This is a genomic window from Nonomuraea sp. B10E15, from assembly GCF_039871615.1.
In the GTDB taxonomy this organism is placed as follows: Bacteria; Actinomycetota; Actinomycetes; order Streptosporangiales; family Streptosporangiaceae; genus Nonomuraea.
Map to the genome: position 1 here is coordinate 173223 of NZ_JBDPMB010000009.1, position 13428 is coordinate 186650.

At 72.3% G+C, this 13428-nt stretch carries 8 protein-coding genes; all 8 read left to right on the forward strand.

All coding sequences use genetic code 11. The annotated features are described in order from the left end of the window. The first annotated feature begins 44 nt into the window (after nt 1-44). Nucleotides 45-2981, forward strand: a complete 2937-nt coding sequence (locus ABGB14_RS25415) for a TcpE family conjugal transfer membrane protein (protein ID WP_347646322.1) — start codon at nt 45-47, stop codon at nt 2979-2981. A gap of 47 nt (nt 2982-3028) precedes the next feature. Further along, nucleotides 3029-5506 (forward strand): ATP-binding protein, encoded by a 2478-nt coding sequence (locus ABGB14_RS25420; RefSeq protein WP_347646323.1) that lies wholly within the window; start codon nt 3029-3031, stop codon nt 5504-5506. Then, entirely contained in the window at nt 5503-7746 is a 2244-nt protein-coding gene (locus ABGB14_RS25425; RefSeq protein WP_347646324.1) for a type IV secretion system protein, read from the forward strand. Before ABGB14_RS25420 ends, ABGB14_RS25425 begins: the two co-directional genes overlap by 4 nt. A 159-nt stretch (nt 7747-7905) precedes the next feature. Continuing rightward, the gene (locus tag ABGB14_RS25430) at nt 7906-8532 is read left to right on the forward strand and encodes a hypothetical protein (protein ID WP_347646325.1); all 627 of its coding nucleotides are present in this window, start codon (nt 7906-7908) and stop codon (nt 8530-8532) included. Next, nucleotides 8529-9614, forward strand: a complete 1086-nt coding sequence (locus tag ABGB14_RS25435) for an NlpC/P60 family protein (RefSeq protein ID WP_347646326.1) — start codon at nt 8529-8531, stop codon at nt 9612-9614. Before ABGB14_RS25430 ends, ABGB14_RS25435 begins: the two co-directional genes overlap by 4 nt. Before the next feature lie 13 nt (nt 9615-9627). Then, complete coding sequence (locus ABGB14_RS25440; protein WP_347646327.1) at nt 9628-10020, forward strand: (deoxy)nucleoside triphosphate pyrophosphohydrolase; 393 nt, start codon at nt 9628-9630, stop codon at nt 10018-10020. A gap of 122 nt (nt 10021-10142) precedes the next feature. Then, the gene (locus ABGB14_RS25445) at nt 10143-11975 is read left to right on the forward strand and encodes a hypothetical protein (RefSeq protein ID WP_347646328.1); all 1833 of its coding nucleotides are present in this window, start codon (nt 10143-10145) and stop codon (nt 11973-11975) included. Between the two features lie 97 nt (nt 11976-12072). Continuing rightward, nucleotides 12073-13383 carry a hypothetical protein gene (locus ABGB14_RS25450; protein ID WP_347646329.1) on the forward strand — a complete coding sequence of 437 codons (1311 nt, stop codon included), beginning with the start codon at nt 12073-12075 and terminating at the stop codon, nt 13381-13383. The last annotated feature ends 45 nt before the right edge of the window (nt 13384-13428 follow it).

A 13428-nucleotide genomic window follows, 5' to 3' on the forward strand; every position in this document is an offset into this window, starting at 1 on the left:
CCGCTCCCCGGCGGTCATGAACGAGCGGGCGAGAGGAGGGCCGTGTGGACCTGCCCACGTACACGAACATCTGGCGGATAGAGAAGCGGCTGTACAAGCTTTACGACCTTCGCCTGCCGATGCCGCTGCCGATCGTCTGGATCGGCGTCTTCGTCGGGGTGTTCGTTCCGTGGTCGCTCCTGCTGGTCCTGGTGGGCGTGCCGGTGGAGATGCCGTGGCACGTGCTGTTCCTCGTCCCGCCCGGGATCGTCACGTGGTTGTCCACCCGTCCCGTCATCGAGGGCAAGCGGCTCACCGAACTGCTCGAGTCCCAGCTCCGCTACCTCGGCCAGCCCAGAGCCTGGTACCGCCTCGCACCGGGCGCCGAGCCCGAGACCGTCACGTTCTCCGCTCGCGTCTGGCGCGCCACCCCCGCCAGGGTCAAGGCGAAGAAGCCGCGCAAGGCCCGCCAGACGCAGCGCAGGCGCGAGGGCCAGCGGACCACCGGGCCTCGCCAGGTGCGGCCCGTCGTGGCCGCCGCCGCTGCCGCTGCCGCGCAGGCCCCGGTGGGCGAGCAGCCGGGCGCGCGTCCCGGCTGGGGCACGCGCCGCGGCACAGCGCCGGCGCTCAAGGCCCAGGCACACCAGGCGCCCCCCTCGCCGGCACGCGGCACCGCGGGAGGCGCGATCCGGCGCGAGAAGGGGCTCTCAGACGGCGCTGAACGCCGTCACGACCGCTCGCCCGTGCCGTCACCGGGCTCCGGCGCGCCCGAGCCCGGTGACAGGCGTACATCGTTCGGCGAGACGGACGCCGAGGCGCGGGCCGCGCGGGACGCGGTCGTCCCGATCAAGACGGCGGAGAGCCGCAAGCCCGTCGCCGGCAAGCCGATCGACACCGAGGCGCTGCGGAGGTTGAGAAGGCTCGCGGCGAGCGCCGACGCGCCTGCCGGGACGCCGGAGCCCGCACCGGCCGAGCACGTCCGCGACGATGCGCGCCCCGACGCCGGTGACGATGCGCGCGACGGCGCGCGCCACGACGGGGGACAGCGGCGGGACGGCGGGCGGCACGAGGACGAGGTCGCACGCGATCAGCACAGGAAGGGGCAGCCGCCCCGGCTGGGGCCGGCCCTGGTGCTGAAGGGCACGCAACGGATCTGGCCGCCGCTCAACCCCGACGTCAAGCCCCTGCCCCGCCCCGCAACGCCCACGGACGACCGTGCGGCAGGCACCTCCACGGGAGCCGCTCCCGCAGGAGACGACCGCACAAGAGCCACTCCCACGGCAGCTCACGCAGGAGATGACCGCGTGGGAGCCTCCGCCACAGAGGACGACCGCACAGAAACCGTCCCTACGGCGCCCGACACGGCGAAGGCCGTCGACGTTCCCCCGGCCGCTGCAGGTGACGCGCCTGGGGCCGCTGACGTTCCGCCGGTTGCCGCTGGTGACCCTGTCTCCGAAGAGGCGGACAGCCCTTCGGAGTGTGCCGTCGCGAGGGGATCAGGAGACGGCACACCGGCCGCCGTCCCGCCGCGAGCGGGTGACGCCGCGCATGACGTGCCTGACGCCGTCGGTGTCGGGTCCAGGAGCGCGAAGGACGAAGAGGCGGGGAACACCTCCGGCCAGGTCGCGGACGTACGGGAAGCGCCAGGCACCCCGCAGCCCTCGACGCGGGGCCAGGCGGCGGGCCGTCGGGTGAGGCCGACGCTGGTCCCCGTCGACGGGCCCGGACCGGGCAGGACGACCGGCGAGGGCCGCGACGCGCCCGGATCCGACGTGGCAGGGGAGCGCGACGCGCCGGCGCCCGCCACGGCCGGCGGCCGCGACGCGCCCGCACCTGGCGCGGCCGGTGACCGCGACGCGCCGGCGCCCGGTACGGCAGCCGACCGTGACGCCCCTGCGGCGCGTGCCCGTGACGCCCGGGTGGCTGGTGGGCGCGGCGGTCAGGGGGCCGCGGGGCGGGAGGCGCCGCCGTTGCGGAGCGAACCCGGACGGGGCGGCGAGCTGGTGCCACCGGTGCCCGGGCCGCGTCCGGGTGAGGGCCGGGTGCGCCGGGTCGAGTCGGTGGTCGGGCGCGACTCCGGCGGGTGGCGGCGGATCGCCCAGGTGGTCGTCGGCGGAGGTGGCGTGCGCACCGACGGCTCCGAGATCGACGAGGCCAGGGCGAGGGCCGTGTTCAGCGGCAGCCGCAGGGTCGTCGTGCTGGGCTGCACCGGCGGCGCCGGGCAGAGCACGACCGCGCTCATGCTCGGCCACACGTTCGCCCGCTACCGCGACGACAGGGTGGTGGCCGTCGACGCCAACACCGGCGGCAGCACCCTGACCAGCAAGATCGAGCTGGAGACCCCCGAGACGCTCACCTCGTTGTTGTCCGGTCTCGACCGGGTCAGCGGCTACCTCGCCATGCGCGGATACACCACCAGGACGGCCTCCGGGCTCGAGGTGATCAGCGCGGACACCGACGCCGGCGCCGAGCAACGCCTGGCGGACCGGTCCCTCTTCTCCGACCACCGGCTGGGCGAGTCGATGCGCCTGCTGGACCGCCACTACAAGCTGGCCGTCATCGACCCGGCGGCGGCGCTGGCGGCACGGGTGCTGCCGTACGCCGACCAGCTGGTGCTCGTGGTGCCGGCGAGCGAGGAGGCGTCCGAGGCGGTGGCGATGACGTACGAGTGGCTCGACGGGCACGGCTGCGCGGAGCTGCGCAGGCGTGCGGTGATGGTCGTGAACGGCGTGAGCAGGCGTTCGATGGCCGACGTCGAGCAGGCGGAGGCGGTGGCCAGAGGCAGGTGCCGGGCCATCGTCAGGGTCCCCTGGGAGGACGATCTGGCGCCCGGCGGTGCGGAGGTCGTCGACCCGGGGCAGTTGCGCGCGGCCGGGCGGCGAGCCTACCTCGCCCTCGCGGGCGTGGTGATAGCGGGCTTCGCGGCACAGGCACAGACCGTCCGACCCAGCGAGGAGGAGTTGGCGAGTGACCCCCCGGGCACGAGAATCGGTGAGCGATAAGTGAACAAGCGAGCAGGCCTGGCCCGTTCATGCGCTGAGGGGGCGGCATGAGCAGGGCATCACGAGCGCACCAGCGCCTCGCGGTCCGCTATTTCGACGACCGCATCCTGCTCACGGACACCTGCGCATGGGCGTACTTCAGACTCCCGACGGTCAGCTACGAGTTCGTCACGCCTGAGGAGCGCGAGGCGCTGGCCACCAACATCACGATCGCGCTGGCCGCGATCAGGATGCCCGACGCCGAGGTCCACCTGAGGGTCGCGCACCGCACCTACCCCGCGGCGGAGTGGGCCATGGCGCTCAACGCCACGTCCGACGAGGGGCCGGGCTGGCGCGACTACCTGGAGGAGATGTACCGGCACGTCTGGGCGAAGGACTTCTGGTCGAAGGAGGTCTATCTCGGCGTGCGGCTCGGGCCGCGCGGCAAGCAGCTCGGCAGCGGCGTGCTCAGCCAGCTCCTCGGCTTCTACCAGAAGACCGAGAAGTCTCTCGGCATGGAGGACGACCATGTGCCCGACAGCGAGATCGGGCGGTGGACGGAACAGGCGGAGCGGCTGGGCAGGGCGCTCGCGTCGAGCGCCCTCTACGCCAGGCACGCCACCTCCGTGGAGGTGGCGTGGTTGTTCCAGCACGCGGCCGCGGGCGCCCTTGGCGACCCGCCGCCGTCGGCGAGCCCGAAGCGGCGCTGGGGCAGGGGCGAGATCGAGGCGCTGGTGGAGGGCGAGATCCACAACGGCAGGTCGTTGTTGCGGATCGTGCAGCCGCAGGGCGACTCGTACGTGGCTCATCTGTCGTTCGCGCGTTTCCCCGATCTCATGCCGTTCCCCGACGGCGAGCCGTGGATGCACTTCGCCGACCAGCTCGCGTTCCCCGTGGAGATCTCGTCGCGGATGCGGCTGATCCCGCCTGTCAAGGCGTCCAAGGACGTCGCGCGCAAGCTGGCGCACGCCCGTGACATGGACCACCACATTCGAGAGGCGGGCGCGGAGGCGCCGCTGGCGCTGGCGGAGCAGATCGACGCGGCCAGGATGCTGGAGCACGGCATCACGAAGGAGCGGCTGCCGTTCGTGTACGGCTGGCACCGCCTGATCGTGTCGGCCCCGACCGAGGACATCTGCGTGCAGCGGGTGGAGGCGGTCGTCGAGCACTACCGCGACATGGGCATCGACGTGGTCAACTCGACCGGCGACCAGTTCTCGTTGTTCCGTGAGGCGTTGCCGGGGGAGAAGGTGCAGGTCAACGCCTATGCCCAGCGGCAGCCGCTGCGGACGATCTCGGGCGGCATGGCCACGGCGACCGTCGACCTGGGCGACCGGCTGGACGACGGCAGCGAGGGCTGGCTGGGCCCGTACATCGGCGAGACGGTGGGCAGGGCGCGCAGCATCGTGCACTTCGACCCGCTGCTGGCGGCCAGCCGCAACCGCCCGACCGCCATCGCGATCACCGGCGAGCCGGGCGGCGGCAAGACGACGCTCGCGCTGCTGATGATCTATCAGATGGCGTTGCGCGGGGTGACGGTCGCGGTGATCGACCCGAAGGGCGACGCCGAGTCGCTCGTACGGCTGCTCGACAAGCGGGGGCGTAAGGCGCGCATCATCCCGCTCGGGTCGGCGGCGCCCGGGCTGCTCGACCCGTTCTCGTTCGGCGACGACATCGCGGCGAAGAAGACGATGGCCACCGAGACGCTGCGCCTGCTGCTGCCCCGCATGTCGGAGGAGCGCGAGTCGGCGATGATCCAGGCGGTGGCCGCGGTGTCGAACGCGCCCGACCCTTCGCTGGGCAAGGTCGTCGACTTCCTGGAGCAGGCCGGCGACGCAGCGTCGAAGAACCTCGGCGCGGTGCTGCGCTCCATGTCGGAGATGCACCTGGCCAGGCTCTGTTTCGACCCCTCCGGCGGCGACCAGATCGACACGGAGGGGTGGACGACCGTGTTCACGCTGGGCGGGCTGACGCTGCCCGACGTGGCCACGACCAGGGACGACTACTCCTACGAGCAGCGGCTGTCGGTGGCCCTGCTCTACCTGGTGTCCCAGTTCGCGCGCAGGCTGATGAACGGCCTCGACCGGCGCGCCCCCAAGGCGATCTTCCTGGACGAGGCGTGGGCGATCACCTCCACGCCGGAGGGCGCCAAGCTGGTGCCCGAGGTCAGCCGGATGGGCCGCTCCCGCAACACCGCTCTGGTGCTGGTCTCGCAGAACGCGGGAGACCTGCTGAACGAGCAGGTGACCAACTGCCTGTCGTCCGTCTTCGCGTTCAGGTCCACCGAACGGGTGGAGGTGGACCACGTCATGTCCCTGCTCGGGGTGGAGCAGTCGGAAGAGCACAAGGCCGTGCTGCGCTCGCTGGGAAACGGTGAATGCGTGTTCCGTGATCTGGATGGCAGGGCGGGCCGTATCGGAGTAGACCTGATCTCCGAGGAACTTCTCCGTTGGCTCGACACGAACCCCACACACGACAAACCCGTCGCCGACGGGCATGATGATCTTCAGGGGGGCGTGGGCAGAGCGCAGGAGGTACGGTCATGAAGGTCCGGCTATCCCGACGACTCGCGCTGGCGTTCGCGCTCGTCACCGCCGTGCTCGTGGTGCCCGTCGTGGTGGGCGGTGTGTCCGCCCCGGCGGCCGCGGCGCCCTGCGACCTGTCGGGCGCGCTCGCACCCGAGGTGATCGGCGGCGGCACCGACGGCATGATCCAGCCGCCGCCCCCCGAGGGCGGGGCGCAGGCTCCGACCACCAACTACGGCCAGTTCGGGATGAGCGGCCAGTTCTGGCACACCCACGAGCTGGGCTGTTCCGACTACGTCGCCGTGCTCGGCAACATGTGGGCCAACGGCATCTTCACCGCGGCGAAGGCCGTCGACCGGCTGACGATCACCACGTACCAGGCGGCGGCGACGGAAGGGCCGCTGCAGTCGATCAAGGACGTGGTCGACGACATCGTCACGAGCCTGGCCAACGCGATGTACTGGCCGCTCCTCCGCCCGATCGTGATCATCGGCGCGATCTGGCTGGCCTGGTACGGCCTGATCCGCAAGCGGGCCACCACGACCGCCGAAGGCGTGATCTGGATGGTCCTGGCGGTCACCGTCGCGGTCTGGTTCTTCAGCCGGCCCGGCGACTTCACCGGGCTCGGCAAGGTGGTCACCGACAAGACCGGCGAGGTCGTCAACTCGGCGTTCTCCGGCCTGCCCGGCGCGGGCGGCGCGTCCTGCCTGCCGCCTCCGGGCGACGCCGATCCCGAGCTCAAGCCGGGCGGCTTCGGTCAGGGCGGCACGCCGGGCGTCGAGCAGAACGCCGACGCGCTGTGGTCCACGCTGGTCTGCAAGCCGTGGCTGGTGGGCCAGTTCGGCACCGCCGACCCGCAGCAGCCCATCGTGCGCGACTTCGGCCGCAAGATGCTGGAGATCCAGTCGATCCCGCCCGCCGTCGCCGGCCAGCCCGCCCCCGACGTGGGGGCCCGCCAGTCGGAGTACGCGGAGCTGGCCTCCCAGCTGAGGAACGACCCCCGCTACACCGTCTTCTCCGGCAGGGACTGGTCCAACCGGCTAGGCGTGGCCGTCGGCGCGTTCATCGCCGCGCTGGTGGCCGGCACGCTCATCTTCCTGGTGGCGGTCTCGCTGCTGGTGTTGAAGGTGGGCTTCCTGCTGCTGCTCATCCTCGGGCCGATCTTCCTGCTCATCGGGGTGCATCCGGGCAGCGGGCGGATCATCGCCATGCGCTGGGTGGAGATGCTCGTCGGCACGCTGCTGAGACAGGCCGTGCTGACGATCGTGCTCAGCGTGCTCGTGTACGGCTACGCGCTGATCATCTCCACGGCCATGCCGTGGGGGCTGCAGGTGCTGTTCATGGCCCTGCTGACGATCGCGGTGTTCTTCTACCGCCGCCCGTTCCAGCACCTGTTCGCCTCGCTGAACGGCCACACGGTCACCACCCGCATGCTCGGCGAGGCGGCCAGCTCGTCCGTGCTCGAACGGTCCGCGGGCGCGCTGCCGCCGGTCGCGTCGGCCAGGATCGGACGCTGGGGGCTGCGCAAGGCCGAGCCGGTCATCAGGGCGGCGGCCGCGGCCAACCCGGCGGGTGCGGCGGCCACGGCGGCGACCGGGCAGGCGAGGGTACGCGCCGAGGAAGGCGAGGGCACTCCTTCCGGCACTCGCGTGCCCGCCACGGCGGCGCCCCTCGACACCGACCAGCAGGGCGGCAAGGCGGCGACCAGGGCGCCGCTCGAACCACGCAGGGGCACGGCGCCGCCGCTCAATCTGGGCACGCCCACCCGCACGCGCGGCGGGGCGGGTGGCGCCAGGCCCGGCGGCGGTCCTGGAGGCTCCGGTGGCGCGGCCGGCGCGGGCGCGGGCTCCGGCGGGTCCGCGGGCTCCGGCGGCGGCTGGTTCGGCGGCGGGTCCGGTGGCGGCTGGGCGCGGCGCGGCGGCTCGTCGGGCGGCTCGCGTAACGGCTCGTCCGGCGGCTCGCGCGGGTCCCGGTTCGGCGGGTCGGGCGGCACACGTTCCCGCGGTTCCGGCGGCGGGCTGTTCGGCGGATCGAACGGTTCCGGCGGCTCCGGCAGGACGCGGTCCGGCGGCGGAGGAGGCCAGGCCAGGCCGCGCGGCGGCCAGGCGGGCTCCCGGATCTTCAGCTCCGGCGAGTCGTCGTCCCGCTCCTCGGAGGCGCCACCGCTCTGGCTGCGCAGCGGCAGCGACGGTGGCGGCTCCGGGGGTGACAGCCCCTCGGTGCCGTTCTGGCTCAAGCCGAACTCCCCGGACAAGGACTGAATGTGACTGCTCCGCGCCCCGAAGGGAGCGGCTTCTCGCCCCGCTTGCGCGGGAGACGACGGCCAAGCCCTGACCGATGCCTGAAAGCACGAAGCCGATCCCATCCGGAGGTGGCGACAATGGCTGAGGTTCTGGCGACGGTCCCCTCGGGAGGATCTGATGGCACAGCCAGGTGACCGGCGCGGGCTGGCCTTCGCCGTCATCGTCGTGGTCGTCGCCGCGGTCGGCGTCTACCTGACGATCGGTCCGCCCTCGGAGGAGCAGGCGGAGCCCGCGCCTGAGGCGACCCCCGCGGCCGTCACGCCGGTGGCTTCGAGCACGCCGCTGGCGACCGCGAGCGCCGAGCCGTTCGACGTCTACTCCTACCTGCCCATGCAGAAGGAGCAGCTCGCCGCGGCAGCGGACCTGGCCGAGCGGTTCACCGCCGAGTACGGCACGTTCCGTTACGACGAGGATCCGGCGGCCTACGCGACGCGGCTGAAGGCGTACACGACGGCCGAGTTCGGCAACGAGCTGACCAGAACGCTCTCCTCGGCGGGCACCATCGAGCAGAACCGCAACGACGAGATCGTCTCCACGGCCACGGCCAGGCTGAAGGAGATCAGGCAGGTCGAGAAGACCTCCATCGTCTTCGTGATCAGCGCCAGCCGGCAGGTCGCCGCGAAGAGCGGCGGCAAGCAGCACAACGAGGAGTACGCGGTCACGGTGAGCCAGGAGGGAGCCGACTGGCGGGTCTTCGACCTCCGTCCGTCGACGGAGGGCCAGGAGGGGGACATTCTGGAGTGAAAGGTACGCGTCTCGCCCTGGTGATCGGTCTCGCCGGGGCGTTGATCCTGGTGGCGGTCATCGTCTCGCCGATGTTGCTGATCTCGTTGCCGTCCTTCATCTCCGGCGGCGGCTCCGTCGACTGCGAGGACGACACGCAGGTGGAGGAGGTGTCCGACTCGGGCTCCTCCGACATTCCCGGCAGATACCTGGAGCTGTACAAGAAGCACGGCAAGAAGATCGGCGTGCAGTGGAACATCCTGGCCGCCGTGGGCAAGCGCGAGACCGACCACGGCCGCTCCGACCTGCCCGGCGTCAAGAACGGCACCAACCACGCGGGCGCGGCGGGGCCGATGCAGTTCCTGATCTCCACGTGGGGCGGCAAGGCCAGGATCCCGATGTCGTCCGACTTCAACGGCTACGCCTCCGACGGCGACGGCGACGGCGTGGGCGACGTCTACAACCCGGCCGACGCCATCCTGGGCGCCGCGAAGATGCTCAAGCGCAACGGCGCGCCGGAGAACGTGCGGCAGGCGCTGTTCGTCTACAACCGGGCCTGGTGGTACGTCGACCAGGTGGTCGAGATCGCCAGGAAATACGCCAGGTCCGGCGAGGTGAAGGTGCCGCCGCAGGCCTCGGAGGAGTGCGACGACCCGCTGATCGAGGCCGCGCCGAGCGACGTCGTGGCCAAGATCCTCGAGTACGCGCTCGACCAGCGCGGCAAGCCGTACCTGTGGGGCGGCACGGGGCCCGACGCGTTCGACTGCTCGGGCGTCATCTACGCGGCCTACCGGGCGGCGGGGTTAGTGATCCCGCGTACGACGTTCGTGCAGTGGCCGTTCGGGGTGAAGATCCAGGAAGGGGACGAGCAGCCGGGTGACCTGGTGTTCTTCAACTCCGGTCCCGGCACGTCCGCGAACAACCCTGGCCACGTCGGCCTGGTCGTGTCCAAGGGCAAGATGCTGGAGGCGCGCTGCCGGCTGTGCGGGCCGATCAAGGTCACCAGCTACCAGGCCCGTACCAACCGGGTGGGCTTCACCCGCCCTCTCCAGAACCCCGACGTGCTCGAACAGCTCAAGAAGCTGCAGAATCCATCCCTGTGAGGAATGTGACGTGATGAGCACGGTCGTGGTCGTGGCCGCGGTGATCGTCGCCCCTGGCGGCCGGGTGCTCGCGGCCCAGCGCGCCGAGCCGGCGGCGCTGGCCGGCGGGTGGGAGTTCCCCGGCGGGAAGGTGGATCCGGGGGAGGACGAGCGGGCGGCGCTCGTGCGGGAGTGCCGCGAGGAACTCGGCGTCGAGATCGCGGTGGGCGAACGCGTGGGCGGTGACTGGCCGCTCTCGGCGGGGTATGTCATGCGCGTGTGGCTGTGCTCCCTGATCTCGGGTGTGCCCGAAGCCAAGGAGCACCTGGCGCTGCGGTGGCTCGGTCCAGGCGACTATTACGACGTCGACTGGCTGGGCGCTGACCTGCCCATCATGAAGACCGTGGAGAACCTGCTGCCCCGGTGATGGACTCCTCACCCTGTGTGTCATGATGGTGACTCAGTGTGATTTGTCGCAACGGGGGAGTGGGAATGATGCGGCGTGGCTGGATCATTGCCGGAGCCCTCCTTCTGACGGCGGTGCCCTGTGTGCCCGTGGGGGCCACGGGGGTGTCGCTGGTGCTCGAGCGGATCAAGGGGTCTGACGGCGCGGGCAAGCGGGTCAGGACGGGGGACGTCCAGCGGTTCAATGTACGGCTGAACGGGATGGGCAGGGGTGCGAGGGTCGCGGTGGCGGCCAGCCCGGCGGAAGCGCTGGCGGAGGTCGTCTGCGCCCCGTCGCCCGATCGTCCCGCCTGGAGTTTCGGGCCGGGGGCTGTCATGCCGGAGCATGCCGGCATTCCCGGGGCGAGCCGGGAGGAGCCTGCGGGAGGCTCCCGGGCGGAGGTGGTGACGGCGGGCGAGGTGGCCTCCGAGGAGCTTGCCGTACGCGCGTTGTCGGTCCCTTCCGGCTCCACCCGCGCCAGCGCCACCCTTCCGGGAACGCGGGTGTGCAGGCTGGGCGAGGTCGCCGGGGAACGATCCGTTGAGGTGACGCTCACCGCGCCGGCCGGGGCCAGGGCCGTGGCGCTGGCGGCGGCCGCCTGGATGCGCACCGGCACCGGTGACGGGCTGACGACCACGGCCGACACCGTCTCCACGCGGGTCACGAGCACCGTACCGGCGCCGCCGGGTTCGTCGGGACCGGACGAGTCCGGCGGCGGGGCACGGGTGCCCTACGGTGTGCGCGACCGGTCGCAGGACGCCGGCCATCCCGCTGTCGCCGAGGGGCCGGCCGGCCCTGGGGCGGGGGAACGGCCTGGCGCGGAGTTCTGGCCGCCGTCCGGTGCCGTGGCAGGGGGTTGGTGGCCTCCCGGTCCCGGTGTGGACGGCCCGCGGCCCGTCGGTCCCGGGGCGGAGGATGGACCGCCTCCAGGTTCCGGCGTGGACGGCCGACGGCCCGTCGGGCCGGAGACGGGAGACGGGCCGCCTCCCGGTTCTGGCGAGGCACGCTCACCCGCGGGTGTCGCTGTGGAAGGACGCCGACCGGCCGGCGCCGAGCGGCATTCCCCGGTGCGGCGCGGTGTGGGCGACCCCGGGGTGCGGGAGCGTGGCGTGGAAGCGTGGGAGCCTGCGGAGGCCGGCGCGCGGGAGCACGGTCAGGCGATCCGCGAGTTGGAGGGTACGCGGCGCGAGGCGCAGGGACCACCGGCCATGCGGGGCCAGGTTGAGGAGCAGGTGCCGCCCGCCGTCTCCCCGCAGCGGGCGCCGGGAACGTCAGCGCAGGAGCAGGGAGCGGATCCCGAGCCCGCGCAACAACCGCCTATCGGGACCCAGGCTCAGGGCTTCCCATCCAACGGCTCTCGGTCTCATGGGGGAGCGCAGTCGCGGGGGTCCGCCCAGCCCCAAGGCGCGGTGCCTCAGGCTGTCGCACCTCAGGGCGCCGGGCAGCCTCAGGGCGCCGCGCAGCCTGGCGCAGCGCAGGCTCAGAAGACGGCGCAGCCTCAGAAGACCGCGCAGGCTCAGAAGACGGCGCAGGCTCAGGGCCGGCAGTCCATGCCCGCGCAGAACCGGGGGGCAGCACAGGCTCAGGGCTCGACCCGGTCCCACGGGTCCACGCAGTCGTTGCCCTACGGGAACGCGCAGGAGATGCCTGACGGGTTCGCGCACGCGTTCCCCGATGGGGCGCCGCAGGTGGCGGCGACCGCGGGAACCGTTCCGTCCCCGGAGATGTCGTTCCCGCCGGCCGCAAGTCCAGGGTCGGCCCCGTTGCCGTTCGAAATGGTGTCGTCGGCCAAACGTGTGCGCCCGGAAGAGGGGGTCAGCATCGTGGACGGCGCGACGGGTTTCTGGCTGGCCGCCGCAGCCGTCGGACTGCTGCTGGGGGCGTTGAGACTCATTGTCACGGTACAACAGGGCCGAAACCGTAAATTGGAGTTGTAAATCAGTCTTTACTGTTACTTTGACCCGGCTAGTATTCCTTTGACCATGGTTTCGGGACTGGCGGAGGGCAACGGTGGAGCGCAGGCGAGCGACAGCCGTGTCCGCGATCGTCCTGGCGCTGGGCCTCGCCGGTGCGGGCGCGGCCCCGTTCATCGTGCAGAGCGCCAGCGCCTCCACGGCGGCGTACGACCCGGTGGAGGGGTGCAATCCCGGCGATGTGTGCGATGCGTGGCCGGAGAATCCCGAGACCACGGTGACGGTCACGGCGACGGCGGGCGAGCCCCCTCCTGACGAGCCGGAGGAGGAGCAGGATCCGCAGACGACGATCACCCAGACCGTCACCGCGACTCCTACGAAGACCACCAAGAGCCCCACGCCGAAGAAGACCACCAAGAGCCCGACCCCGAGCACCGCGCCGTCCACCCCGCAGCAGCAGCCGCAGCCGCTTCCCACGCAGAGCGTCGAGGTGCCGCCCAGCACCTCCGCCCCCGCCACTCCTGAGGAGAGCGTGGAGATGCCGACCGTCGCGCCGACCGAGACGCCCCCCAGCGCGCCGTTGAGCGAGACGCCGCCTGCCTCCTCCGAGGAGGTGCCGCTGGAGTTGCGGAACGCGGCGCCCGAGTTCGACCAGCGCACGCTGACGCAGAAGCTCAGCATCCCGGCGCTGGTGCTGGTGCTCCTCGCGCTCTTCGCCGTCCTCATCTTCGAGGGGCGGCTGCGCCGGATGGCCCACGCGGCGGCGGTACGCAAGGCGGGGCCGATGGCCCCGCCGGAGATCCCTCCTGGCGGCGGCTACCCGGCGGGCCCGGGCTACGCCACGGCCGGCTTCCCCGCCCCCGGCTATCCGGGCGGCACGGCGTACGCGCCGATCATCAGCTTCGTCCCCGTGCAGACCTATCCGGGCGGCCAGGTGCAGTACGGCGCCGTCTACCAGGACCCGCAGCCGGCTCCGCCGCAGGACTACCCGCACGAGGAGCCGCCCCCGGCGGAGGAGCCGGTGGTGCTGCACCCGGACGAGTTCGGCTCCTACAGCCACGAGCCGCCCAAGCAGAGCGAATACCGTGACCCGTTCGAGCCGGTGATCCCGCCTGCGGACATTCCGCCGGGGGGTGCGAGCCCGTACGACGAGGAGAGTGAGCGTCCGAGCGCGCCGGCCTCGGCCGCGGAGCCGGGTGACGCGGAGCCCTGGCAGGGCCCGTCGGCTTCGCTGTTCGAGCCGCCCGTCCGCGGCGGTAACTACGACCCGCCGCCCTACCTGCCCGCCGACGGCGACGTGACCGCGATCCAGCCGCTGCCGGACCAGGAGCCGGAGCCCGAGCAGCAGGCAGGCACGCAGGAGGGCCAGGAGCCCCCGCAGGAGGCGCCGGGCGACGCCAAGCGCAAGCGCCGCTGGGGCCGCAAGAAGTAGGGCGCGCAAGGCAGGCGCACGCCGCGAAGGACGTGGACGCACGAA

What these genes read in the sequence shown, in the direction of transcription:
- ABGB14_RS25420 (WP_347646323.1), top strand. Translation starts at nt 3,029, where the DNA reads ATGAGCAGGGCATCACGAGCGCACCAGCGCCTCGCGGTCCGCTATTTC.
- ABGB14_RS25425 (WP_347646324.1), top strand. Translation starts at nt 5,503, where the DNA reads ATGAAGGTCCGGCTATCCCGACGACTCGCGCTGGCGTTCGCGCTCGTC.
- ABGB14_RS25430 (WP_347646325.1), top strand. Translation starts at nt 7,906, where the DNA reads ATGGCACAGCCAGGTGACCGGCGCGGGCTGGCCTTCGCCGTCATCGTC.
- ABGB14_RS25440 (WP_347646327.1), top strand. Translation starts at nt 9,628, where the DNA reads ATGAGCACGGTCGTGGTCGTGGCCGCGGTGATCGTCGCCCCTGGCGGC.